Here is a 25,176-nt window from a genome sequence, read left to right on the forward strand (position 1 = left end):
TATTAGTAAATTTTAAATAAGAATAAAGTGAAAGTTTCAAAATTAGCAGCGAACCTGATCGGTTCTGAAATTGTAAAAATTGGTAACGAAGTAAATGATCTAAAAGCAAAAGGTGCAGAAATTGCCAATCTTACTATTGGTGACCTGAATTCTAACATCTATCCTATACCAGCATTGCTGAAGGAAGAAATTCAGAAAGCCTATCAGAATAACCTGACAAACTATCCACCTGCCAACGGACTTTTATCTTTAAGAAAAGAAGTTTCCAAAGACTTGAAAAACAGATGGAATCTTGATTACTCTCCAAACGATATTTTGATTACAGCTGGGTCAAGACCATTAATCTATGCTGTATATAAAACCATCGTAGACGAAGGAGACAAAGTAGTATATCCTACACCATCATGGAATAATAACCACTATGCTTACCTTACTTCAGCCAATGCTGTAGAAGTAAAGACAAAGCCTGAAACGAACTTCCTTCCAACTGCAGACGATTTAAGACCTCATTTGGACGGTGCTGTTTTATTAGCACTTTGTTCACCACTGAACCCAACAGGAACTATGTTCACTAAAGAACAGCTTTCTGAAATCTGTGAATTGGTAATCGCTGAAAACAAGAAGAGAGGAGCAGATGAAAAGCCGTTATATCTAATGTATGACCAAATCTATTCTAACCTTACTTTCGGGGCAGAACACGTAGATCCGGTTTCTCTTTTCCCTGAAATGAAGGAATATACAGTATACATTGATGGTATTTCAAAATGTCTTGCAGCTACAGGAGTACGTGTAGGATGGGGATTCGGACCAGCTCATATCATTGATAAAATGAAGGCTCTTCTTACCCACGTAGGAGCATGGGCACCAAAACCGGAGCAGGAAGCTACTGCAAAGTTCTATGAAAACCCTGAAAATGTAAACGTATTCGTAGAAGACTTCAAAGCTAAATTAGAAGAAAGCTTAAAAGTTCTTCACGGTGGAGTTCAGGATCTTAAAGGAAAAGGACTGGCAGTAGACAGCATTGAACCTATGGGAGCTCTTTATCTTACTATTAAACTAAATTATATCGGAAAAACAAAACCTGATGGAGCAGTTATTGAAAACTCTTCAGATCTTGTATTCTACTTAATTAATGAAGCAGGGGTTGCTTTAGTACCATTCTCAGCATTCGGAGAAGACAAATCTGAACCTTGGTTCCGTGCTTCTGTTGGAGGATTAGCTGTAGATGAGATCAAAGTAATGCTTCCGAAATTAGAAGCTGCTTTGAATAACCTGAAGTAATTTTCAAATAAAATATATGCCTCGACTCCGTTCAGCAAGACATTGTTAAACTTACAAATAGTATCAACAGTGTCACGCTGAGCGGAGTCGAAGCGTTTTCAATACCCTATAAACCATGAAACTTCCCAGAAAATACTTCCTTGAAACAAAGATGCTGAGCTATTCCACCTTAGCTATCATTATTTTGGTCATTGTCTGTGTCTGGCTCTCCGGGAAAGGTGACCACCGGTCTTTATTTCAAAACTCTATCCTATCAACATCTATTTTAGCAGGAGCATTCTTCCTGTTTATCAGCCTTGGATTATATTATGGATTGAAACTAAAAGATAATATTGGAAGCATTTTAAATAAAGAAAGAATAAAAAAATATTTTGATAAAACACCAGAGATTGGCAGTTTTGATTTTGATCCACCAGCTGTAGGGGATGGTATAGGTGGGGCAGTACTTTCGGTTGTTGTATGGCTTCTATTTTCTATTTTACTAGTATTTCTTTCTTACTTTCTAGGTCTTTTCTTTTGGTCTGCCATTTTATTTCTGGCGGCCATGTTATACTGGATCTTCTTTAGAGCATTACGCCATGTCTTTAAAAACTCAGGAAAATGTAAAGGGAACATTGTAAAGAACTTTGGATTAGGCTTTCTATACTCATTTCTCTATATTTTCTGGATCTACGGAATCATTTTCCTAATCAATTATATTAACTAGGGCATGGTTGCTATTTTATAAAAAAATTAAATAAATATTAAAAATTAAGCAAACATTTTGCACGAAAGTCAACAAGGAATTACCTTTGGGACTTTTATAAGCTAAGAATAAACAGGGTTGAAAACAACAACGATGAAAAAATTGAGATTTTTGCTACTGCCAATGTCTATATTGGTATGTTCACAGGAAGTGGATACATTGCAGGTAAAAGAACTGACGCCTGCTGCACCGGACTTACCTAAAGTACAGACCTACACGCTAAAAGATGGTTCTGTACGAACATATCCAAAGCCTAAACTGCTGGATTTTGTAACCAAACTTCCCCGAAATTTTATTGACACCAATAAAGATTTTGTAGCAAAAGATCATGCCTATTATTTAGGAGGTGCTGTTGCTTCAACGTTGATTCTTTTACCTTTTGACCAGAAATTAATTGATAATTCAAGAGAACTGGGAGAAAGATGGGGAATGGATAAAGATAACAATTACAGCAAAGTAGGAGGTGTCTTCAAAATTCCTAAAGATATCGGATCTGCATTATACCTGATTGGAAATGGTTCTACGTTGGTAATATTGGGAATCGGTTTTGGAACGTACGGTTTAATTAAAAATGATTACAGAGCTCAGGCCACAGCCAGTGGATTAATGGAAAGTTTAATTCTTTCCGGAGTTTTCACCCAAACCATCAAAAGGATTACCGGAAGAGAAAGCCCGTTCATCGCAGAAGAAAATGGTAATAAAGGCGGTGCATGGAATCCTTTTCCAAGTTTTTCAGCATTTGCAAAAAATACATCAAACTATGATGCAATGCCATCCGGTCACTTAACCACATTTATGGCAGGAATTACTGTAATTGCAGACAACTATCCCGATGCACGATGGATAAAACCTGTAGGATACACATTAGCCGGAGCTTTATGTTTCCAGATGATGCAGAGTAAAGTGCACTGGGCTTCAGATTATCCGTTAGCTTTATTAATGGGGTATTTCATTGGGAAAACTATATCAAAAAGCCGATATACGTCATCAGAAGGTACCATAGGGAAAACAAAATATAAATTTGATCTTATGGCATCCCGCCAGTGGGAATATAATATGGTAGGGGTAAAACTATCATTTTAATTAGGAAATATAGACGCTTTGCTATTCTGACAAAGAAGTTGCCTCATATATAATCCTAGATTCGGCATTTTAATTATCGACTCATTTAAAAATCTATACCCGATTCTCACATTTTCATTGAAGATGTGGGAATTTTGTTTTTGGAGAAAGTGAAAAATCACAGGATTTAAGGGGGAAATTGAGCATAATAATACTTTTTATAGAACAAACTAAAATAGTTTTCACTATTTTTGGTCTAAATAAGCCATATAATCCACTTTTCTGGAAATAAAGGCTTGAAAAGACTTAATTAATTATTGTACTGAATGAAAATAATCGCTGTTATCCCTGCACGCTATGAAGCAAGCCGTTTTCCCGGAAAACTGATGCAGATATTGGGAGAAAAAACCGTTATTACCACTACTTACCAGAATGTGGTGGAAACCGGACTGTTTGATGAAGTATTTGTAGCCACAGATTCTGAAATCATTTTAGATGAAATCACTAAAAATGGCGGAAAAGCTGTAATGACAGGACAACACGAAACAGGAAGCGACCGTATTGCGGAAGCGGTACAGAACATCGATTGTGATATTGTTATCAATGTTCAGGGAGATGAGCCATTCCTTAAGCTGGAACCTTTGAAACAGCTAATTGAAGTTTTTAAACAGGATGATCAGCAGGAAATTTCCTTAGCTTCTCTAAAAATAAAACTCTCTGAAAAAGAAGAAATAGAAAACCCGAATAACGTAAAAGTAATTACGGATAATAACGGTTTTGCACTATATTTCAGTCGTTCTGCTATTCCTTATCATAGAGAAATTTCCTATGATGTGAGCTACTTTAAACATATTGGGGTATATGCCTTCAGAAAAGAAGCTTTATTACAGTTTTCAACATTGGAAATGAAACCCTTGGAGATCTCCGAGAAAATAGAATGTATCCGCTACCTGGAATACGGAATGAAAATCAAAATGATAGAAACCAATTTCGTTGGAGTAGGAATTGATACACCAGAAGACCTGGAAAAAGCAAGGAAGTTAATCTAATCTGAAAATTTGGAAATGTGATAATTTGAGAATAAAGTCATTCCAAACTTTACTTTTCAGCCTTATTGCTTTTTATCCCAATTCCTCTTATATTTGAAATGATAAATAAGTTGTAAAGAAGACTGGAGACTGATTTTTAAATCTGATCTCTTAAAATAAGAAACAAGTGACACTTGATTTTTAGAGCTTCTTTGAATAACTGTTTTAATAAAATTAAATGAAAAAAATAATATACTTAGTCCTTTTTACTGTTACAAGTTCATTGTGTTATGGGCAGACTGCAAAGGAAATTATAGATAAAAATATTGAACTATCAGGAGGTTTAACCAACTGGAAACTTTTAAACTCCGTATTGCTGCAAGGGAAAGTTGTATTAGGAATCAAAGATGAATATCCTATAAAAATTTATCAGCAGCGTCCCAATCTTACCAAAACAATTATTGTGATTGAGGGTAAGGAAACTGCCATTGAAGGTTTTGACGGAAACAAAGGCTATGCAATGAATTATGCAGCCAATAAACTTCAGGTATATCCGGAGTATGTACCGGAAAGTTTTGATAACGATTTTATTGACTGGGAAAATAAAGGTTTTGATGCCAAATACCTTGGGAAAGAAAAAGTAGGCGAGATCTATTGCCATAAAGTAGAACTTACCAAGAACGTGAATAAGAACATGTATTATTTTGATACAAAAACGTATATGCTTTTGAAGGAAATCAAAAAAGATGAAACCGTAGTATATTCCGATTATAAAAAAGTAGGAAATCTTACAATGCCTTTCAGAATAGAATCTTCAAGCCCTAAAAAAGACGGTGATTATGTGATGCTCCTTAATAGAGTAGACGTTAACAAAGTTTTTCCTGCTAATATTTTTAAGTTTTAATTCATCTGCAGTTTCTGCTGCATAAAATTTATAAGAAATGAAAAATATTTTTTTAATGCTGCTTTCTTTTATAGCATTTCTGCAAAGCTGCACCAATCAAAAAAGTGAAATTTCTCAAGCCAAAACCAAAGAACTTATGGGAAAAACAATATATGACTTTAAAGTAGAAAGCCTTGACGGTAAAGAAATTAATTTCGCCGATTTTAAAGGAAAAAAGATTCTGATCGTGAATACAGCTTCAGAGTGTGGATTTACCCCTCAGTATGCAGATCTGGAAAAAGTATATGAAGAATATAAAGATAAATTGGTGATTGTAGGTTTCCCTGCCAACAACTTCGGCGGACAGGAACCTGGAAGTAATGCTGAAATCGGAACATTCTGCCAGAAAAATTATGGAGTAACATTCCCAATGGCAGCAAAAGTTTCTGTAAAAGGAGATGACACCGCACCAATCTTTAAATATTTAACAGAACAGGAATTAAACGGAGTAAAAAATACAACTATTCTTTGGAACTTCACCAAATTCCTGATCGATGAAAATGGAAAACTGATTGATAGCTATGTAAGTACAACAAAACCTACAAGCGAATCAATTACAAAGCATTTGAAATAAGAAATTTTTAAAAATATATTTTTACAGAGTGGATGGTTACATCCACTTTTTTTATTTTTGCACCATGAAAAAGCTATTAACGATTTTTATACTGATCCTTTCTGTGAAAGGGTTTTCACAAAGTTATTTTTCAGGAAAATTCAACTATTGTACCCCTAAAAAAGAAGAATCTAAAAAGAAATTTGATGCAGTAATCAAAGCACTGCAGTTTCCAAATCTTTATGAGAAAGCAAGTTATACTATGGTGAAAGTTGCAGCCCAGGATTCCACTTATTGTGATGCATATTTTATGGCAGGATATCTTTTCAGATTACAGGACAAATATGAAGAAGCTTTTGCTTACTATTATGTAGCGGACAGCTTAGCCCAAAATAGATCTCTGGAATTTAAGCAAAATTTAGCTACTGAAATGATGAGAGGCGAACGGGCTGATTTGGCAAGAGAAAAGTATGAGGAAATGGTAAAATATTTTCCTAACAGTCCGGAAGGGTATTATGGTATAGCGAATACTGCAATTGTTTTGAATGATTTTGATAATGGATTAAACAATTTGAAAAAGGCTGAAAAACTGTATGAAAGTTCTGGAGAAGTAAAGGAGGATGTAAAATATATGTACGGAATGCTGAATTGTCTTAAAGAAAATTACGAAGAAGCACTGCCTTATTTTGATGAAGTATATTTTAAATATAAAAAAGATGTAGGGTATTTATCCCTTTATGCACTTACATTAATAAAAGTTGGAAAGAGCAGGAATGATGAAAAAATGATTAAAAAAGCCTGGAAGACTTATGAGAAAATAAAAGATGTACAGGTACCTGAAGACCTTGCTAAAAAGATAAAACAAGAATTTTCTTAAAATACAAACTAAACTCAAACATCTGTGTAAATCTGCGAAAATCTATGGTTGAAATAAATATTCCCACAGATTCCACGGATTTCCACAGATGTTTATTTTTAATAACTAATCAATTGTTTTCTCTGCAAAACAGAAGATATTCCCAAGCTTAATACTGGAGTAACCGTTACTTTTAATTTTGGAAGAATTAATCATTGCTTTAGCTAAAATGTAAGTAGGTAAGGGTGTTTGACTTTCCAATAATCCAAGTTTATTGGCAAATTTTATAATCCTGCTGCCCAAAACTTCACCTGTTCTTTCAGAATTTTTTCTTTCCAGCATTCCAGGTTTGAAAATGGTAATTTTATTGAAGTGTAACTGTTTTACAGCTTCTTCCAGCTCACCCTTCATTTTAGAATAGAAGATCTTAGATTTTGGATTGGCTCCATACGCCGAAACCAGAATATAATCTTCCACCTCATTTTCCTTAGCAGCTTTGGCAAACTCATATTGGTAATCAAAGTCTACTTTTTTCTGAGCTTCTTTGCTTCCTGCATCTTTCAAAGTAGTTCCCAAACAGGAAAATGCAACATCTCCCTTCACCATACCTTTCCATTCTTCAGGCTTTTCAAAATTCACAACATGAACTTTAAGCCTCTCATTTTCAATATCAACAGGTTTTCTTACAAAAATATCGACTTCCTCAAAAGCCTTGTCATTAAGTAACTGATTGACTAAATCTTTTCCTGTAGCGCCTGTAGCACCTATTACTAAAGCTTTCATAACAATGGGATTTGATGTGATGGTATTTTCTTTATTAAATTTACTAAATTTGAATAAAAGATAAAAGATAAAAGATAAAAGATAAAAGATAAAAGATATTGTTATTAAACATCTGCCATCTATTTGGATATCAACGATCATTAATCATATTACTAATTGCCTATTATTTATTACTCATAAAAAGCCATGGATGCCAACGAAATATTAGACTATTGCCTTGCTAAAAAAGCAGTTACGGAAAGTTTTCCTTTTGATAACGAAACCCTTGTATTAAAAGTGGATACTAAAATATTTTTATTGATGGGGCTTGAAAGACAACCCTTGTCTATCAATGTAAAAACAGATCCTGAATGGAGCCTCGAACTTCGTGAACAATATCCTCAGATTATAGGAGCCTATCATATGAACAAAACCCATTGGAACTCAGTAGCTGTAGATGGTTTAAAAAGGGACTTGATTTTTAAATTAATAGATCATTCTTACGATTTGGTATTTAAATCGCTTACTAAAAAAGTTCAGAGTACAATAAACAATTCTTAAAAAACGAAATTAATAACATAAAGAAATATTGATTTCGGATCTGTATTCCTTATTAGTTGGAGCTTTTTGCTGAACAATAAAACGAGAGACTTTCATTGAGGGTAAACTAGCCTTGTACTTTAGGTATTTTAATAATTTTCACCATATTCTATAATTTTGGTTTCTAAAAGTAAGAGCTGATTTTTACCATTTTTTAGCATTGCAGTGGCTGTTTTATTCTTTTGGTTGATATTAAACTCTATATTAACGTTGGTATTTTTTTGCTGGTTAAAAAAAGCATCAAATTGTTTAAAGGTTTTCTCTTCATTAAACTCAAAATCTACTGCACATCGATTATCATTCTTGTCATACCATTTAATGTATACATTTTTAGGAATACTACGTTCCTCGTATACGGTGTTTTGCAAAGTTTCATCGGAAAATACAAAACGTTCAGCATTATAAAAACTAAAATCAGCACTATAAATTTTTATTTCAGGAGATACTATAAATGTTGGACGCCAGTTGTAACGTACTCGTAATTTGTCCCAATAGCCATAAGGAATAGGCTTATTTTTTGTAAGCTGTTGTGTTTTAAAAGGTATAATTGTGGTATCTGTTAATACTTTTTTGCGCCATTCCTGATTAAATACATCTCCATATTTTAATTTTTCATTATAAGATACTGGTTTGTTAATGGTTACCTTTTCTGCCTGGTAACGTCCAATTTCTATTTGACGATAACCACTGCTGCCTGCCCAAACCACTAATACTCCCCCTGGTGCAAAGCCCATAATAATACTGTTATAATTTTCCTGAGTTTTTCTATCTCCTCTTTTTTCATCATAAGGTGTATTGAAGAGCATTTGCAGTTTATTATAATCAATAGGACTATTAACCCGGTAAAACATATTTTCGGAAAACGAATACCAGGTAAGATCCAGTGCTTTAGGGAGTGCCATTGTTTTCTTATCGGTATTGCCTCCATCTTCACCCCATTCTGCTCTGTAATTTACAGTATTTCCCTCGTTGAAAGTAAATTCGTATTTTTCATTATTAGAAAGTAGAAAAAGACCTTTGTACAGCTGCACGGGATAGGCTTCCGGATTACTCATTGAGCCACGCCATCCATCACCAGATGCCTTTATATTATCAGCACTAATTGTAGTTTCCTGTTTTTCATTACTATATTGAGAAATACTGTATACAATAGATATGAAAAATATATATACGATCATAACAGGGATTAATATTTTGTATGATCTAATGGGCCAGGTTATTATGATGCTGCTAAAAATTGTTAAAAAAATACTCAGGGTTAAAATGACTGGAAACATTTCTAAAATTAAACCTCCCAAATCAGCATACAATTTGTGTTCATAATCATCACCTAGTGTAGTCACAAATAGCAATACAGGTAAAAGCAGACAGGAGGTAATATAAAATACAAAACCATAAACAAGTTCAAAGATAATATTAGGTTTATCAAATAGGTTTAGCTTTCTGCGAATGCCATTAAAGCAAAAATACAAAAGAGTAACTAAGATGAAGTAGGGTAAACAGAATAGTGCTGCGTACACCAGGTTTGAATTGTCACTCTGTGTACATAGCATTCCAATTAAACTCAGTATGGCAACTAGAACAGCTGAGATAATAGATTTGAAAATCATGTGTTATAAAATATCTATTTATTTTGAGTTTTCAGAGATTCAATACATTAAAGAATCTGAAAATATGATTACATGTAAGGACCTTCTTTTTCAAGCCTGTACATTTCAGGAGTTCCAGCTATAATTTTTATTTACGGTTTCATAATTTAGGGTAAATATAAAGCTTAACCAGAGTTAGATAAATATATATAAAATATTCATTTAAAATATGTTTTTATTAGTTTATTGTTGCTTTTTATAAATAACAGATGCCTTATATTTTGTTTTTAATTTATTTTATATCATTTAATAGTTATTTTAGCTTATATTGATTATTTGAAATAAGAAAAGATTCTGAAATTGGAGATGTAAAATAGAGATTAGAATAATCTGGGTATAGATTTTGTTATCAAATATCAGTGAAATACTAAACAGGCATTAATTAAAATAAGAATATATGAAAAATCACCTTTTATTATTCATGGCAGCAGGTACATTAGCTTTATCAAGCTGTACTCAACCTGGAAAAAAAGATCAGGCAACGACTCCCGCAAGCACTGAGAGTGTGAAATCGCAAAACCTTAAGATTGAATTTACAGGAACTGATGCATTTACCATCAAAAATGCAAAGCTTAAAGTAAGTTTATATGGAGTGAGTGAGGGGCTGCAGGATGCACCCGCAACCTTAATCACAGAAAGTGAGTTTGAAGTAAAAACAATTCCTTATACTATTGAATTACCAGTACCTGGAGATGCAGAAAGTAAGATTAATCCAAAACCTACGAATGGCGTAAAATATTATATTGCTACAGAATGGGATTCTGATGGCAACGGAAAAGCCAATGAAAAAGGAGATATCTTTATTGATCATGATAAAGCATTTCCTAATGTGAAATTAAATGGTGAAACCCAAAAAATCTATGTAAAGGTTTTGAAATAAAATACAAAAGAGATTCTTTAACAAAGCTTACAATGACTGGAGCTTATCTCTTAAAATAAAAAATAAGAAAGGCTATTCAACACTGAATAGCCTTTTTTATATCTTAGAAATTAAATTCTTCTGTTAACCTCTTATCTTCATCAAGTCGCTCAATAAGTTTCTCCAGTCCTTCAAACTTGATTTCATCATGAAGAAAGTCTCTGAATCTTACTGTGATCTTTTCGTCGTAAATATCATCGTTGAAATCAAGAATATAGACTTCAACGGTTAATTTTTCTCCATTTACCGTAGGATTTGTTCCGATGCTCAACATTCCTTTGTATTGCTGGCCTTTTATTTCCACTTCAACAATATAAGCCCCTTTTTTAGGCAAAAGTTTAATAGATTCCGTATCAATATTGGCCGTTGGATATCCAATGGTTCTTCCAATCTTCTTTCCGTGAACAACAGTTCCGGAAATAGGGTAGGAGTAGCCCAACATTTCATTGGCTTCTTTAATATTTCCTGTTAAAAGAGCATTACGAACCTTGGTAGAACTGATGTTATTCTCGTGAATATTAATAGCTTCCATCTGTTCCACTTCAAAATCCAGCTCTTTAGAAAGCTTTTGAAGAAGTTCAAAATTTCCGCTTTTATTTTTTCCGAAAGAATGATCGTAGCCTATAATAAGGTATTTCACATTCAATTTATCAATAAGGATTTGACGTACAAATTCTTCTCCGGTAAGATTTCTGAATTCTTCATCAAACTCTTTAATAAACAGATTTTCAATGCCGCAGGTCTCAATACGCTGCTGTTTTTCCTCTATGGTATTCAGAAGTTTTAAATCTTCATTAGGGTTAAAAACAAACCTGGGATGTGGCCAGAAAGTAAGGATAGCAGTTTCCAGATTGTTTTCTGTTCCTACCTTAATGAGCTCATCAATAATACTTTTATGTCCAAGATGCACCCCGTCAAACATACCCAAAGACAATGCTAGAGGCTTTTGAGAGGAATAATCTTTAAAATTCTTGAAAACTTTCAAAACGGAAAAATTTGATTTGCAAATATAGATATAATGTAACAATCTATCAATATAACAATGAATCAATATTTTTTTCAGGAAAATAGGGCTGCTAGATTGGCTAACTGTGGGATGGGACAATTTCTAAAAAGCATGATAAAAATCTTTTTTTTACCAATTGCGTGTTTAGGAAGAATCACTATATTTGCACCAAGAAAAAATTTAGCAATGGCAAACCAAATTAAAGGTAAAATTTCTCAAATTATTGGTCCGGTAATCGACGTTGTCTTCAATGATGTGGAAGCAGTTCCAGCAATCTATGACGCGTTAGAAATTACAAAAGAAAACGGTGAAAAAGTAGTTTTAGAGGTAGAACAACATATTGGCGAAGATACAGTAAGATGTATTGCAATGGACGCTACTGATGGTCTTAAGAGAGGTCAAGATGTAATTGGATACGGAAATCCTATTACTATGCCAATCGGAGAGGCTGTAAACGGAAGACTATTCAACGTTGTTGGTGATGCTATCGACGGACTTCAAGATATTTCTAAGGAAGGTGGTCTTCCAATTCACAGACCAGCTCCAAAATTTGATCAATTATCAACTTCAGCAGAAGTTTTATTTACAGGTATTAAAGTAATCGACCTAGTTGAGCCTTACGCAAAAGGAGGTAAAATTGGATTGTTCGGTGGTGCTGGTGTAGGTAAAACAGTATTGATCCAGGAGTTGATTAACAATATTGCAAAAGGACACGGAGGTCTTTCAGTATTCGCCGGAGTAGGTGAAAGAACGAGAGAAGGAAATGACCTTTTGAGAGAGATGTTAGAATCTGGAATTATCAAGTATGGTGATGATTTCATGCACTCTATGGAAAATGGAGGTTGGGATCTTTCTAAAGTAGACTTAGAAGCTATGAAAGATTCTAAAGCAGCATTCGTATTCGGACAGATGAACGAGCCGCCAGGTGCAAGAGCAAGAGTAGCCCTTTCTGGTCTTACTTTAGCTGAGTACTATAGAGATGGTGGAGAAAGCGGACAAGGTAGAGACGTACTTTTCTTCGTAGACAACATCTTCCGTTTTACACAGGCTGGTTCTGAGGTATCTGCACTTCTTGGTCGTATGCCATCAGCGGTAGGTTACCAACCAACGCTAGCTTCTGAAATGGGTGCGATGCAGGAAAGAATTACTTCAACTAAAAATGGTTCAATTACTTCAGTACAGGCGGTTTACGTACCTGCGGATGACTTAACTGACCCGGCTCCTGCTACAACGTTTGCTCACTTAGATGCAACTACGGTACTTGATAGAAAGATTGCTTCATTAGGTATTTACCCAGCGGTAGATCCATTGGCTTCTACTTCAAGAATCCTTTCTCCAGAAGTTATCGGTCACGATCACTATAACTGTGCTCAAAGAGTAAAAGAAATTCTTCAAAGATATAAGTCACTTCAGGATATCATCGCGATTCTTGGTATGGAAGAACTTTCTGAAGAAGATAAATCAGTTGTTTACCGTGCAAGAAAAGTTCAGAGATTCTTATCTCAGCCTTTCCACGTAGCAGAACAGTTTACAGGTATTCCAGGATCATTAGTAGATATCAAAGATACTATCAAAGGATTTAACATGATTATGGACGGTGAATTAGATCACTTACCAGAAGCTGCTTTCAACTTGAAAGGAACTATCGAGGAAGCTATCGAAGCTGGACAAAAAATGTTAGCTGAAAACGCTTAATAATTAGACCTAAGATTTTTAGACGTGAGATGAGAGACATTCCATATGTCAGAATCTTTTATTCTTTCAATCTTTTAATCTTTTAATCTAAATTAAAATGAATATAAAAATTTTAACACCAGAATACGTAGTTTTTGAAGGAGAAGTAAACTCAGTATTATTGCCTGGAAAAAATGGTGAATTTCACATCATGAAAAACCACGCAGGAATCGTTTCTTCTTTAGTTGGTGGGAAAGTAAAGCTTTTTACAAACTCTGTAGATGATGCTTTCGCTAAAAACCTAACCAAAGAAAATGATAAAGATTCTATCTTTTCATATTCTATCAAGAGCGGTGTTGTGGAATTTAATCATAACAAAGGAATCATCCTTTGCGAATAATTAAATGAAAAGCTAAATATATTTTCAAAAAAGTGTAACTTTGGTTACACTTTTTTTATTTTATGTCAAGTCATGTAAAAATCTGATTGTATGAAGAAAAGCATAATCATATTCTTTACAATTCTGGGAACTTTCCTCAATGCTCAGAATATCAAAACCAAAAGAGGAATTATCAATTTAGACGGAATCCCGGTGGCTAAAATCTCCAATAAATCCAATGAATATACTTTCATGGACTTAAAAGAAACACCCTTATATACCATAAAATTTATTGATAAAAGCATTGTAGACTCTGTAAGAGACAGCTATATTCAGGTCAATAGAGTTTATAATAGGGATAAAACCATCGAAGTCGACTATTCTTCACCTTCAGCATCTCCGGAGAAGAGAAATCTGCAGTTTATACTTCCGTAAAAGATTTTAAAATCATAGATAATAAAGGAATCAATGTAAAGACTCTGGATGAACTGTTCTCCAATGTTCCCAAAAGAAAGCTGGACAGTAAAACCAAGGATGCTTATACGATCAGAAAGAAGATTGATAAAATGAATCTTGAAGTCAATAAAGTAGGTGAAATCCTCAGCAACGGTATTCCTGTTGGCTATTTTACCAATTTACCGGTAAGCTTTGGTTCAGATGATAAGATCATGGAGAAAAGCTTTATCGATATTGAAATCTATGATGCCAAAAGTAAATATATCGGTAAATATATCACTACAACAAAGCAGCTGAAAACGGCTGGTGGAAAGTCTTTTACTCTTTTCAAAGAAATGTCTGGGAGAGCTTCTATTTTAAAATATCCAACCTATAAAGCTCTTGCCGAGCGTATGGCCATTATGGACCCTAATTTTATTAAAGTTCAGGAAAAAGTAACTGTAGGACCTGTTACAAAAGATACTCCTAATTAAATCTATTCAAAAATATAAAAAATAAAACCTCAGAAATATCTTTTGAGGTTTTGGCTTTTATTCACTTAGCTTTATATAATCGCACTTATCTTATTTGTGCATTCGTGGCGTATATTTTTTGCCACGAATGCACGAATTTTCTTATTAAAATAGGAGGCTGGGTTCCTACGGAATGACAAAGATTATGGATATTTTATTTTTAGTAGAGATAGTAAAAAGGTAAAAGCTATTCAATAGGAACGGGCTTTAGCCCGTTTTATAATACAACATAAATTTCCATTGGCTTTAGCCGACACCTAATTTATCTTAAAATATTTCAAATTTGAAAATCCCTGAGAAAAAACGGATTAATTTTATAAACTCAAAATCACTCCATTTTCCTTCAATTGTTGCATCGGTTTTGAGAACCAGAACAATTCAAAATCTTCAAAATTTTCCTCAAACTGATTCTTAAGCTGTTGAACTGTAGGCTTTTTCTGATTGTCTATAGAATGTTCTTCCAGAATATCCATCAGCCATTCCGCTTTATCCTGTTCCAACTCAACCTTTATAATATTGGTTTTTAGGTGGAATGTAAGAAGCGTATATGTACCGGAATATTTCTTTTTATTTTTTACGCGATTCTCAGCGATTACGTTTTTGGTTAAAAAGACAACTTTTGAATTTCCTTTAAATTTAAAATCTTCTTCTTCCAATAAACTGTCGTGAATATAATCGGGATGGATGGTTGTTCTTGGAATTTTAAAATCGAACCATTCCTGAAGAGGAAGATCAAAATTAATTCCATGCATATAATTGAATAAGGATTTTTTTAAACCAGAACTAAACTTATCATGATTGATCCCGGTTTTGTCTGTAAAATCAATATCATTATTTGCAAATAGAATTTCCTGTTTGATTGGAGTAACTCCAAATTCCTCCGGATTCAATCCAACAGGTGAGTGGGCAGTCATTGCAAACTGATGCCAGAAACCACTCTGTAAAATTCCCATTTCAAATAACTGACGAATCATTTCCATGGAGTCGATTGTTTCCTGAACGGTTTGAGTAGGGTAGCCATACATCAGATAAGCATGGATCATAATTCCGGCTTCTGTAAAATTTCTTGTTACTTTTGCAACCTGTTCTACAGAAATTCCTTTATCAATTAATTTCAGCAAACGATCGCTGGCTACTTCAAGTCCTCCGGAAACTGCCACACATCCGGATAGTTTTAATAAATAACATAAATCACGGGTGAAGCTTTTTTCAAAACGAATATTTGTCCACCAGGTCACTACAAGGTTTCTGCGAAGAATTTCAAGAGCAACCTCTCTCATTAAAGCAGGTGGTGCAGCTTCATCTACAAAATGGAAACCGGTTTCTCCTGTAGTTTTGATAAGTTCCTCCATTCTGTCCACCAGAATTTTGGCGGAGATGGGCTCGTAGATTTTAATGTAGTCTAAAGAAATATCACAGAAAGTACATTTTCCCCAATAGCATCCGTGGGCCATGGTCAGTTTATTCCATCTTCCGTCGCTCCATAAGCTGTGCATTGGATTGGCAATTTCAATCACTGAAATATATTGATCCAGTTTTAAATCCGTATAATCCGGAGTACCAATATCTGCCTGTTTATAATCGTGTCTTTTGGAATTATTTTTATAAACAACTTCTTGATTTTCAAGTAAAAAAGTTCTTTTATATTGAGGTTCTTCATTTTGCTCAGAATGAAGAATATTTTCACATAGAAGTTCGAGAGGAATTTCACCATCATCTAATGTTATAAAATCAAAAAATTCAAAAACTCTTTGGTCTTTAACTTCCCTTAATTCAGTATTGGGAAAACCTCCACCCATTGCAATTTTAATGTGTGGAAAGTTCTTCTTTATAAACTGAGCACATCTGAAAGCTGAATATAGATTTCCCGGAAAAGGAATAGAAAAACAAACCAATTTAGGTTGTATAGACTCTAGTTTTTCACGAAGAATTGTTAAAGTGAAATCATCAATAAATGTTTCTTCACCAGATAATTTTGAATACAGTTCATCAAAAGAGTTGGCGCTTTTTCCTAAACGTTCAGCATATCTGCTGAAACCAAAGTCAGCATCAATATTTTCAACAATATAATCTGAAATATCTTCAAGGTATAGGGTAACCAAATGTTTGGCTTTATCCTGTAAGCCCATATTTCCGAAAGCAAATTCCATATCATCCAATTGGTTGAAACGGGAAGCTTCCGGAAGAAAGTTCATGCTGCAGATCTGTCTTGCCAGTGTCGGGTTTTTCCCCTGTAAAAAAGGAATTACCTGATCGATGGTTTTTAAATATTCTTCTCTTAATGCATAAATTCTCTGGGTATTTTCAGAAGCATTCTGAAGATCAATTTCTTTACTGAAAACCTTTTGTAATCCACCTTTTGAAAATAATTCCAAAATAACATCTATTCCCAAATCCATCTGATAACTGGAAATATTTTTAGTATTTAAAAATCCTTTTATATAAGCTGTTGCCGGGTAAGGAGTGTTAAGTTGGGTAAAAGGCGGAGTAATAAGAAGTAGGTCTTTCAACAGAAATTTTTTGCAAAGTTATTCTAAAGTTTTTTCAGAAAAAATTTTTTGCTCTGATTATAGACAGGTCTAAATGATGTTATCAGTAACTGCTGTTTTTTCTCCCGCAGATCTCACAGATTTTGCGGATAAAATACAGCCGATCTATCGTACAAGATTGAGAATGGAAGTGGAGATTTTTTGACGCAAAGTTTTTAATAAGAGTTATGTATATGTTTTTTAAGGAGGCAAAGATGGAATCAATTTTATTGATTCTTTTTAAGCGAATGTATATTCATAGAGCTTTTTCAGCGACAAAGTCGCTCTTCTTTGCTTCCTAAAATAAAGCAGCAGGATTATTAAAACTTTGCGTTTAGAAAATTATTTAAAAATAGTATCGGGTGTATTCTTTCTGATGAAATTAAGAAACGCCTCTTCATCAAAATAGCCACTCTCATCTAAAATTTCAGGATTTAAAACGTCTGCTTCATTAGATCCATCCAATATTGTTTTTTCAATATTTCTTCCAGACTTTCCATCAATTTCATTATGGAGACTGATTAAATATTGGGAATATATATTACCATTTGCAACAGTATAATGTCCGTTTTCTGCAATAAGAACTGAGGCTATATTTCCTTTAAAATAAGTTTTATGATCGTTACCAGATGCTCCAAATAGTATATTACAGGACAGATTTCCTGTACAATATAATGAACCGTTGACGATTACATTTTTCGCCTGTATATTTCCAATAACAATAAGCACAATATAGTCTTCCACAAAGAGATCTCCGGAAAGATTAATATCATTATCAAATAAAATAATTTTATAACCTTCACCATCCTCAGTTACTAAATTGAGAGAGGTTGAATCTTCATTCTCAGCAAGGATAATTGTAGGATCTTCATCTTCATCCGGTTGTAGAGAAGCAGCTTTAATTTTTTCTGCAGTTTCCTGATCCAGCATATCAAGAAATTCGGAAAGATTTTCTTCATCCAAAGAATGATCTCCAAACAGAGTAAAATCCAGAGCCGATGTAACCGTAGAATAAAAATCTTCTGATTGATTTTTTAGAGAAGCATATAACTGACCTTTTGTGAGTGGTTGTAGTTCTTTCATAATTTTAAATGTTAAGCATGAACTGCATTTTTTCGGTCAGAAATAACATTCAGGGTAACTCCTAATAAAATCAGGGTAATCCCAATCAGTAAGTTGGTGGTGAACTTTTCATTAAACATAAATACACTTACCATTACAGCAACTACCGGTTCCAGTGCTCCTAAAATAGCAACCGGAGTAGAACCAATACTTTTAATAGCATACACCAGACATAAACTGGAAATAACCGTAGTAAGCAAAGCAAAAATAAGGAAGTTAATAAAAATAGTCATCGAAGGAATCGAAAATGATTGATGCCCAATAACTGACTTACTCATAAAGAACAGAGAGGTAAAAAGCATAGAGTAGAAGGTAAGCTTAAACCCTGAAACTTTCAATTTTGATTTATTTACAATCACCATATAAAGAGCATAAAACAATGAACTGAGCATTACAATTCCCAATCCTGCAAAATTGATTTCAAAACCATTTCCTTTCAGACATAAAACAATAACTCCGGCAAAGGCCAGAAATAATGAAACAATAGATAATTTAGAGAGTTTCTCTTTATAAAAGAAAAACATAATCAATGCTACGATCACCGGATAAATAAATAGTACAGTGGATGCAATTCCTGGGGTGAGAAAATCATATCCTATAAATAGAAATTCTGAGGAAAGGGCATAGCATATTCCCAAGATGGCTAATATTAAGGCTTCCTTTTTGTTGATTCTGAAATTTTGTTTAGAATAGATGAGATAAGCTCCAATCATGAGAGCTGAAAAGAAAAACCTGTAAAACAGTGTAATATCCATTGAAAAACGAGCCTGCTTAATTGGCAGGATAAAAATCGGAATCAATCCGTATGAAACCGCTGACAAAACGCCCAATAAATAACCTCTAAGTTTCATTTGCTTTTGATAGTATATAGTTTTTAAAACAAAAAACCACTGAATCAATCAGTGGTTTTTTTTATTTTGTTAAAGATTAGATCGGTTTGAAACTTAATCCCTGTTCCTGCAGTAATATTTGTTCCTGCTCTTTATAGTAACCACTTACTAGTTTATCGTGAATTGCTTCAAACGCTGCCAGAGTTTCATTAATCTCAGCATCTGTATGAGAAGCGGTAGGAATCAGTCTTAAAAGAATCATTCCCTTCGGAATTACCGGATATACCACTACTGAAGTAAAGATTCCGTAATTTTCTCTAAGGTCTTTTACCAGTAGAGTCGCTTCAACAGGAGTTCCCTGCATCATTACCGGAGTTACACAAGTATTGGTATCACCAATGTTGAATCCTCTATCTCTTAATCCGTTCTGTAGTTTAGCTACATTTTCCCAAAGTTTAGCTTTGATCTCAGGTCTTGATCTCAAAAGCTCCAATCTTTTTAATCCTCCAATTACCATTGGCATTGTAAGAGATTTTGCAAAGATTTGTGATCTTAAGTTGAACTTCAGGTATCTGATGATTTCTTTGTCACCTGCAAGGAATGCTCCGAAACCTGCCATTGATTTTGCAAAAGTAGAGAAATATACATCAATCTGATCTGTACAATCCTGCTCTTCACCAACTCCGGCACCTGTTTTACCTAATGTTCCGAAACCGTGAGCATCATCTACTAAAAGTCTGAACTGATATTTTGATTTAAGTTCGCAGATCTCTTTAATTTTTCCCTGCTGTCCTCTCATTCCGAAAACTCCTTCAGTAATCACAAGAATTCCTCCTCCTGTTTCTTCTGCTACTTTAGTAGCTCTCTGAAGGTTTTTTTCAAGACTCGCCATATCGTTATGCTTGTAGGTAAATCTTTTACCTGAATGAAGTCTTACTCCATCCACGATGCAGGCATGAGAATCCATATCATAAACAATTACATCATTTCTGCTTACCAAAGCATCAATGGTAGAAACCATTCCCTGGTAACCGAAATTCAATAAATATGCTGATTCTTTTTGTACGAAGTCTGCCAATTCTCTTTCCAACTGAAGGTGCTGATCTGTTTCTCCAGACATCGCTCTTGCTCCCATTGGATAGAACATTCCGTATTCTGCAGCCGCCTTTGCATCTGCTTCTATTACTTCAGGGTGATTACATAACCCTAAATAATCATTGGCACTCCAGAAAATTACTTCTCTACCCTGAAATTGCATCCTCGGGCCGATAGGTCCCTCTAGTCTTGGGAAAATAAAATATCCTTCTCCGTAATCTGCAAATTGTCCAAGAGGTCCTGGATTTTCTTTTATTCTTTCAAAAATATCCAACATTGTATCGTAATTTTTAAGTAAAAAAGCCTTTTTTGTAGAACACGCAAAAGGCTTTATTGTATCGTGATTTTATTTTATTTCTATTTAATGAACTCAGTCTTGAAGACTTCGTCATAATTGTGGACACAGTTGTTAACAAATCCCTGTTCGGCCATCCATTTATCACTGTATACTTTCGTGATGTATCTTGAACCGTGGTCAGGATAGATTAAAACAACCACATCATTTTCTGTTAATTCGTGAGAATTTGCATATTGCATGAGTCCCTGAGTCACAGCTCCTGTAGTATAACCTCCCATAATTGCTTCTTTTAAAGCAATTTCACGGGTTCTGTACGCGGCCATTTCATCATTTACTCTTACAAACTCATCTACCTTATCGAAAAGAAGTGCAGAAGGGATTAAATTTTTTCCCATTCCTTCAATCTGATAAGGGTGTACATCTTCCTTGTGAATCTCACCTGTCTCGTGATAGCTTTTTAATATAGAACCATCTGCATCCACCCCAATAATTTTAATATCCGGGTTTTTCTCCTTCAAAAACTTTGCTGAACCAGATAAAGTACCTCCTGTTCCGGTACAGGCAAAAAGGTGAGTGATCTTACCTTCTGTCTGTTCCCAGATTTCAGGACCTGTGGTCTGGTAATGGGCATCAATATTCAGTTCATTAAAGTACTGATTGATGTAAATAGAATTGGGAGTTTCCAAAGCGATTCTTTTCGCTACTTCATAATAAGATCTAGGATCATCCGCCGGTACATTGGCAGGACATATATAAACAGTAGCTCCTAGAGCTTTAAGATAAGCAATCTTTTCAGGTTTTGTTTTGTCGCTTACCGCGAGAATACATTTATATCCCTTAATGATACATACCATTGCAATAGAAAACCCAGTGTTTCCGGAAGTAGTTTCTACAACTACAGAATCTTCTTTCAATAAGCCTCTCTCCTCTGCGTTCTCTATAATATGAAGTGCGATTCGGTCTTTGGTGGAATGTCCAGGATTATATGATTCTAACTTGGCGTATACGGTTGCTGGAATATCTTTTGTAACAGTATTTAGCTTCACCATAGGAGTATGTCCTATTAGGCCAAGAATATTATCGTAAACATTACTCATTATTTGTTATTTTCAATAAAAATCTGACTGCAAAAATACAAAAAAATAAATAATTACTAAACTTTTGTTTGATTTCTAGGGCTTCGTTTTGTAAAAATATATTTTCCTGTTTACAGTATTAGCAGGAGTTTAATCGCAAATTCTGCGCCAAGTTTTTAAATTTTGTTAAAAACAATATAAAATAATATAAAAGCCTTATTTTCGCATAATTGATTTAATACTATGAAAAATTGGACTTTTAGGCAATGGAACACCGTTTTAGGATGGGTGATTTTCGTCATTGCGTTTTTCACGTACTTGTCCACAATAGAACCCAATTTCAGTTTTTGGGATTGTGGTGAGTACATTTCTTCTGCAGTAAAACTTGAAGTAACGCACGCTCCCGGAGCGGCTTTATTCCAGATAGTGGGTGCCGTGGCAGCCATTTTTGCATTAGGGAAAGGCGAAAATTACTCCATCGTAATCAACGCGATGTCTGCATTGTTCAGCGCACTGACTATTTTATTTTTGTTTTGGACCATCACTCATTTTGTGAGAAGATTGCTGAACAAAGATTTTGAAGAAATTACAAAACATCAGGAAATCTCTATCTTATTTGCTGGAGCGGTAGGTGCACTTTGTTTCACCTTCTCAGATACCTTCTGGTTTTCAGCGGTAGAAGGAGAGGTGTACTCAATGGCTTCTATGTTTATCGCGCTTTTGGTCTGGTTGATTACGAAATGGGAAAATGAGTATCAGGCAGCAGACAGTGAGAGATGGATTATTCTGATTTTCTTCGTTTTAGGACTTTCCGTTGGGGTACACATGATGTGTATGCTGGCGACTCCTATGGTATGTCTTGTATATTATGCAAGAAACTATAAGTTTACCTGGAAGAATTTTATCCTGGCAAACCTTATTACATTAGGAATTTTGATCATCGTTTTCAAAATTATTTTCCCTTTGATCATGACCATGTTCGGAAGACTGGAAATTTTCTTTGTAAATGGTTTAGGACTTCCTTTCCACTCAGGAACTATTGCCGCATTTATTATCATGGTAGCGATCTGCTATTTCCTGATTAAATATGCGAGAAAGGCAAAAAAGAATATTTATCAAACCGCTGCTTTGTCTGTGGTTTTTATGATGATTGGTTTCTCTTGCTGGATGGTAATTCCGATCAGAGCGAATGCTAATCCGCCAATGAACCTTAATGATCCGGATACTGCTATTGGTATGTTGGATTATTATAACAGAGAGCAATATGGTGACTGGCCAACGATTTACGGACAGAACTATACGGCTTTCCTTGATGCTAACGGAATTCAAAAGAACGAAGATGGCAGTTTTAAAACAAAAAAGACCGGAGAAATCTACGAAAAAGATGAAAAAACCGGGACATACAGAAAAACCGGAGACCGATTCAACTATATTTTCAGCCAGTCTCAGGTGAGCTTAATGCCAAGAATGTTTAATGAGGATAAAGATGTAATGGCAAACTACATTTCGATGTATGGTGCTCCTGATTTTACATTCAATTATGCGAATGAAGATGTGGCAGATAACCCGCAGGCTAAGCAGATCTTTGATGAATTAAGAGCTAAATATGATGATAAATCGATTACAGCTGCAGATTATTTAAAAGTAAAACCTTACAACCTTATCAATGTTCAGAAGCCTTCATTGCTTCAGAATATGGATTATTTTATTTCTTTCCAGAATGGCTATTACTTTGTAAGATACCTGTTGTGGAACTATGTTGGAAGACAGAATGATCTTGAAGGAAATATGGAAAGCACAAAAGGAAACTGGATTTCCGGAATTCCTTTTATCGATAATGTAAATGTAGGAAATCAGGATAAAATGCCTGCTAAATTCAAAAATGAAAGTACAGTAGCATTTTTCTTCTTACCATTAATTTTAGGGTTAATCGGGTTCTTTTTCCAACTGAACAGAGATTTTGGAAGATTCTACGCTTTATTATCTTTATTCATTATTACAAGTGTCGGAATTATTTTCTACACAGGGGTAAAACCTTTTGAGCCAAGAGAAAGAGATTATGCAATGGTAGGTTCATTCTATGCTTTTGCAATCTGGATCGGATTGGGTGCCGGAGCTATTTTATGGTTTGTACAGTCTAAAATCAAATCTAACGGTGCTAATATTGCACTGGGAGTTGTATTGTTAGGTGTTCCTTTCATGATGGGCTTCCAGAACTACAATGTTCACAATAGAAGCAACAGATATACTGCCTATGACTATGCTTATTCAGTATTAAAATCATTACCAAAGAACGATATTTTATTCGTGTATGGTGATAATGACACCTATCCGGTTTGGGCAATCCAGGAAACGGAAAGATTCAGAGATGATGTGAAAGTGGTAAACTTTACCCTTGCTTCAACACCTTGGAACCTTGATCAGATCAAGAGAAGAACCTACAATGCGATGGGAATTCCAAGTGAACTGACTCACGAAGATTACAGAGACGGAGTAAACGACCAGATCTATATGATGAAGAAGGAAGACTGGGAAGGAGTTTTCTCTATGTTGAAAGAACAGGGAGTTCCCGATACAGAATTCAAAGACTTCAGAAAATATCTTACACAGGATTCTTTAACTCTGAAAGATGCGATTAAGTTTATCAAATTCAAATCTCCTGAAAAAGATCAGTTATTGAAAATGTACTTCGGAGAAGAGAAATATGAGAAATATAACATTCTTCCGGTAAACAAATTTATTCTTCCTGTTAATAAAGAAAATGCTTTAAAAGCTGGAATTATCAATCAGGCAGATCTTCCGAACGTAGCCAATCAGATCATTATTACTTACAAAGGAAATACATTATACAAAAACAACCTGATTTTAATGGATCTGTTAGCGAATTTCGATTGGAAACGTCCAATCAACTTCTCTTCAGGAGGTATTTATGACAGCGAGAATATTTTCTATCTAAACGATTATCTTCAGTTTGACGGATTCAGTTACAGATTAATCCCAATCCAGACGTTACCATCAGCAGACGGAGATATGGGAAGAGTAGATGCCAACAATCTTTATAATGTAGTGAAAAACTTCAGATGGGGTAACTTTAAAGATTTAAGCGCTCACTTTGATGAAACAGCAACGTCTAACATCATCAGCTACAGAATGTCAGCAAGCAGAGCAGCTTCAGCATTGGCATTAAGCGGACAGAAAGCTAAAGCATTAGAAATCCTGGATCTTGCAGCCAAAGAAATTCCTGCAGAAAAATACAATGATCCACGTTCATTAAGCTCAATTGTTACCGGATATATCATCGCAGGACAGGAGCAAAAAGGATTACAGCTGGCAGAAGTGCTTAAAAAAGGAATCTTTGATGAGTATGATTATTACTTAAGTCTTTCTAAGGCAGATCAAAGCTACGTAAGAAGACAGATGAGAACAAAACCAATGGAATATTCTCTTGTTGTAGCAGCGGTTACAGATGCTTATACCAAGATTGGACAAAAAGAAAAAGCATATGCTTATCTGGTAAAATCCATTGAACCGATTGATAAAAAATTCAATGCTTTTGTGAAGGAACTTCAGCAGATGGGCAAAGAAAAAGCAATGAAAGAATCTGAAGATGTTCAAAAGATTACACCATTCTACCAATATTTATTTGATGTAATGGAGCCTTTTGATTCAACGTATTCTAAAGAAAAAGAAAATCAGATCACTTCAGCGATTATCAAAGCAACACAATAAAACATTTTTAAAAACGGAACTTCGGTTCCGTTTTTTGTTATTGGGAATCCTGAATTTTAAGATTATATTTGTG

22 protein-coding genes are annotated in these 25,176 nt (G+C 34.5%); 14 read left to right on the forward strand and 8 right to left on the reverse strand.

Annotated elements, in window-relative coordinates; translation table 11 throughout:
- The first annotated feature begins 27 nt into the window (after window positions 1-27).
- The 7 genes from BOQ64_RS13825 to BOQ64_RS13855 all read left to right on the forward strand — a co-directional run bounded on the left by BOQ64_RS13825 (window position 28) and on the right by BOQ64_RS13855 (window position 6,489).
- On the forward strand, window positions 28-1,281 hold the full coding sequence (locus BOQ64_RS13825) for a pyridoxal phosphate-dependent aminotransferase (RefSeq protein ID WP_129057417.1): 1,254 nt from the start codon (window positions 28-30) through the stop codon (window positions 1,279-1,281).
- A 115-nt stretch (window positions 1,282-1,396) separates the two neighbouring features.
- Entirely contained in the window at window positions 1,397-1,987 is a 591-nt protein-coding gene (locus BOQ64_RS13830; RefSeq protein WP_129057418.1) for a hypothetical protein, read from the forward strand.
- 132 nt (window positions 1,988-2,119) lie between these two features.
- Complete coding sequence (locus BOQ64_RS13835) at window positions 2,120-3,109, forward strand: phosphatase PAP2 family protein (protein ID WP_129057419.1); 990 nt, start codon at window positions 2,120-2,122, stop codon at window positions 3,107-3,109.
- Window positions 3,110-3,414: 305 nt separating this feature from the next.
- Window positions 3,415-4,137 carry a 3-deoxy-manno-octulosonate cytidylyltransferase gene (gene kdsB / locus BOQ64_RS13840; RefSeq protein WP_129057420.1) on the forward strand — a complete coding sequence of 241 codons (723 nt, stop codon included), beginning with the start codon at window positions 3,415-3,417 and terminating at the stop codon, window positions 4,135-4,137.
- A gap of 217 nt (window positions 4,138-4,354) precedes the next feature.
- The gene (locus BOQ64_RS13845) at window positions 4,355-5,020 is read left to right on the forward strand and encodes a histidine kinase (protein WP_129057421.1); all 666 of its coding nucleotides are present in this window, start codon (window positions 4,355-4,357) and stop codon (window positions 5,018-5,020) included.
- 37 nt (window positions 5,021-5,057) lie between these two features.
- Window positions 5,058-5,633, forward strand: coding sequence for a glutathione peroxidase (locus tag BOQ64_RS13850; protein ID WP_129057422.1), 576 nt, complete (start codon window positions 5,058-5,060; stop codon window positions 5,631-5,633).
- Between the two features lie 64 nt (window positions 5,634-5,697).
- Complete coding sequence (locus tag BOQ64_RS13855) at window positions 5,698-6,489, forward strand: tetratricopeptide repeat protein (protein WP_129057423.1); 792 nt, start codon at window positions 5,698-5,700, stop codon at window positions 6,487-6,489.
- Window positions 6,490-6,594: 105 nt separating this feature from the next.
- On the opposite strand, the gene BOQ64_RS13860 is transcribed toward BOQ64_RS13855, so the two are convergent.
- Window positions 6,595-7,251: an NAD(P)H-binding protein gene (locus BOQ64_RS13860; protein WP_129057424.1), complete on the reverse strand. Its 657-nt coding sequence runs from the start codon at window positions 7,249-7,251 to the stop codon at window positions 6,595-6,597.
- A 186-nt stretch (window positions 7,252-7,437) separates the two neighbouring features.
- Here BOQ64_RS13860 and BOQ64_RS13865 point away from each other — a divergent pair, with 186 nt between their 5' ends.
- Window positions 7,438-7,791, forward strand: coding sequence for an MmcQ/YjbR family DNA-binding protein (locus tag BOQ64_RS13865; RefSeq protein WP_129057425.1), 354 nt, complete (start codon window positions 7,438-7,440; stop codon window positions 7,789-7,791).
- A 128-nt stretch (window positions 7,792-7,919) separates the two neighbouring features.
- Here BOQ64_RS13865 and BOQ64_RS13870 read toward each other — a convergent pair whose 3' ends face one another.
- Window positions 7,920-9,008, reverse strand: coding sequence for a DUF2931 family protein (locus BOQ64_RS13870; RefSeq protein WP_164975810.1), 1,089 nt, complete (start codon window positions 9,006-9,008; stop codon window positions 7,920-7,922).
- A gap of 868 nt (window positions 9,009-9,876) precedes the next feature.
- Here BOQ64_RS13870 and BOQ64_RS13875 point away from each other — a divergent pair.
- Window positions 9,877-10,359, forward strand: a complete 483-nt coding sequence (locus BOQ64_RS13875) for a YbaY family lipoprotein (RefSeq protein WP_228448377.1) — start codon at window positions 9,877-9,879, stop codon at window positions 10,357-10,359.
- 103 nt (window positions 10,360-10,462) lie between these two features.
- Here the strand turns inward: BOQ64_RS13875 and BOQ64_RS13880 are convergent, their stop codons facing one another.
- Window positions 10,463-11,383, reverse strand: coding sequence for a bifunctional riboflavin kinase/FAD synthetase (locus BOQ64_RS13880; RefSeq protein ID WP_129057428.1), 921 nt, complete (start codon window positions 11,381-11,383; stop codon window positions 10,463-10,465).
- 207 nt (window positions 11,384-11,590) lie between these two features.
- Here BOQ64_RS13880 and atpD point away from each other — a divergent pair, with 207 nt between their 5' ends.
- The 4 genes from atpD to BOQ64_RS23975 all read left to right on the forward strand — a co-directional run bounded on the left by atpD (window position 11,591) and on the right by BOQ64_RS23975 (window position 14,386).
- Window positions 11,591-13,099: a F0F1 ATP synthase subunit beta gene (atpD, locus tag BOQ64_RS13885; protein ID WP_115925816.1), complete on the forward strand. Its 1,509-nt coding sequence runs from the start codon at window positions 11,591-11,593 to the stop codon at window positions 13,097-13,099.
- A 97-nt stretch (window positions 13,100-13,196) separates the two neighbouring features.
- Complete coding sequence (locus BOQ64_RS13890; protein ID WP_129059733.1) at window positions 13,197-13,478, forward strand: FoF1 ATP synthase subunit delta/epsilon; 282 nt, start codon at window positions 13,197-13,199, stop codon at window positions 13,476-13,478.
- Between the two features lie 90 nt (window positions 13,479-13,568).
- Window positions 13,569-13,892: a hypothetical protein gene (locus tag BOQ64_RS23970; protein WP_228448378.1), complete on the forward strand. Its 324-nt coding sequence runs from the start codon at window positions 13,569-13,571 to the stop codon at window positions 13,890-13,892.
- A gap of 131 nt (window positions 13,893-14,023) precedes the next feature.
- Entirely contained in the window at window positions 14,024-14,386 is a 363-nt protein-coding gene (locus tag BOQ64_RS23975) for a hypothetical protein (RefSeq protein ID WP_228448379.1), read from the forward strand.
- Window positions 14,387-14,739: 353 nt separating this feature from the next.
- On the opposite strand, the gene BOQ64_RS13900 is transcribed toward BOQ64_RS23975, so the two are convergent.
- From BOQ64_RS13900 to BOQ64_RS13920, 5 genes are all read right to left on the reverse strand, one after another.
- Window positions 14,740-16,935, reverse strand: coding sequence for a B12-binding domain-containing radical SAM protein (locus BOQ64_RS13900; RefSeq protein WP_129057430.1), 2,196 nt, complete (start codon window positions 16,933-16,935; stop codon window positions 14,740-14,742).
- 360 nt (window positions 16,936-17,295) lie between these two features.
- Window positions 17,296-18,036, reverse strand: coding sequence for a hypothetical protein (locus BOQ64_RS13905; protein ID WP_129057431.1), 741 nt, complete (start codon window positions 18,034-18,036; stop codon window positions 17,296-17,298).
- A gap of 11 nt (window positions 18,037-18,047) precedes the next feature.
- Complete coding sequence (locus BOQ64_RS13910; protein ID WP_129057432.1) at window positions 18,048-18,926, reverse strand: DMT family transporter; 879 nt, start codon at window positions 18,924-18,926, stop codon at window positions 18,048-18,050.
- A gap of 76 nt (window positions 18,927-19,002) precedes the next feature.
- Window positions 19,003-20,274: an aminotransferase class I/II-fold pyridoxal phosphate-dependent enzyme gene (locus tag BOQ64_RS13915; protein WP_185147080.1), complete on the reverse strand. Its 1,272-nt coding sequence runs from the start codon at window positions 20,272-20,274 to the stop codon at window positions 19,003-19,005.
- An 83-nt stretch (window positions 20,275-20,357) separates the two neighbouring features.
- Window positions 20,358-21,395, reverse strand: coding sequence for a PLP-dependent cysteine synthase family protein (locus tag BOQ64_RS13920; protein ID WP_129057434.1), 1,038 nt, complete (start codon window positions 21,393-21,395; stop codon window positions 20,358-20,360).
- 222 nt (window positions 21,396-21,617) lie between these two features.
- Between BOQ64_RS13920 and BOQ64_RS13925 the strand changes: the two genes are divergently transcribed.
- Window positions 21,618-25,103: a DUF2723 domain-containing protein gene (locus BOQ64_RS13925; RefSeq protein ID WP_129057435.1), complete on the forward strand. Its 3,486-nt coding sequence runs from the start codon at window positions 21,618-21,620 to the stop codon at window positions 25,101-25,103.
- Window positions 25,104-25,176 lie beyond the last annotated feature (73 nt).

Source organism: Chryseobacterium sp. CH25, assembly GCF_004119455.1.
GTDB lineage: Bacteria > Bacteroidota > Bacteroidia > Flavobacteriales > Weeksellaceae > Chryseobacterium.

Coding starts and splice junctions, on each gene's coding strand:
- BOQ64_RS13905 (WP_129057431.1), bottom strand. CDS start 18,036: ATGAAAGAACTACAACCACTCACAAAAGGTCAGTTATATGCTTCTCTA.
- BOQ64_RS13925 (WP_129057435.1), top strand. CDS start 21,618: ATGAAAAATTGGACTTTTAGGCAATGGAACACCGTTTTAGGATGGGTG.
- BOQ64_RS13845 (WP_129057421.1), top strand. CDS start 4,355: ATGAAAAAAATAATATACTTAGTCCTTTTTACTGTTACAAGTTCATTG.
- BOQ64_RS13830 (WP_129057418.1), top strand. CDS start 1,397: ATGAAACTTCCCAGAAAATACTTCCTTGAAACAAAGATGCTGAGCTAT.
- BOQ64_RS23975 (WP_228448379.1), top strand. CDS start 14,024: ATGAATCTTGAAGTCAATAAAGTAGGTGAAATCCTCAGCAACGGTATT.
- atpD (WP_115925816.1), top strand. CDS start 11,591: ATGGCAAACCAAATTAAAGGTAAAATTTCTCAAATTATTGGTCCGGTA.
- BOQ64_RS13875 (WP_228448377.1), top strand. CDS start 9,877: ATGAAAAATCACCTTTTATTATTCATGGCAGCAGGTACATTAGCTTTA.
- kdsB (WP_129057420.1), top strand. CDS start 3,415: ATGAAAATAATCGCTGTTATCCCTGCACGCTATGAAGCAAGCCGTTTT.
- BOQ64_RS13870 (WP_164975810.1), bottom strand. CDS start 9,008: ATGATCGTATATATATTTTTCATATCTATTGTATACAGTATTTCTCAA.
- BOQ64_RS13890 (WP_129059733.1), top strand. CDS start 13,197: ATGAATATAAAAATTTTAACACCAGAATACGTAGTTTTTGAAGGAGAA.
- BOQ64_RS13835 (WP_129057419.1), top strand. CDS start 2,120: ATGAAAAAATTGAGATTTTTGCTACTGCCAATGTCTATATTGGTATGT.
- BOQ64_RS23970 (WP_228448378.1), top strand. CDS start 13,569: ATGAAGAAAAGCATAATCATATTCTTTACAATTCTGGGAACTTTCCTC.
- BOQ64_RS13865 (WP_129057425.1), top strand. CDS start 7,438: ATGGATGCCAACGAAATATTAGACTATTGCCTTGCTAAAAAAGCAGTT.
- BOQ64_RS13860 (WP_129057424.1), bottom strand. CDS start 7,251: ATGAAAGCTTTAGTAATAGGTGCTACAGGCGCTACAGGAAAAGATTTA.
- BOQ64_RS13910 (WP_129057432.1), bottom strand. CDS start 18,926: ATGAAACTTAGAGGTTATTTATTGGGCGTTTTGTCAGCGGTTTCATAC.
- BOQ64_RS13855 (WP_129057423.1), top strand. CDS start 5,698: ATGAAAAAGCTATTAACGATTTTTATACTGATCCTTTCTGTGAAAGGG.
- BOQ64_RS13920 (WP_129057434.1), bottom strand. CDS start 21,395: ATGAGTAATGTTTACGATAATATTCTTGGCCTAATAGGACATACTCCT.
- BOQ64_RS13850 (WP_129057422.1), top strand. CDS start 5,058: ATGAAAAATATTTTTTTAATGCTGCTTTCTTTTATAGCATTTCTGCAA.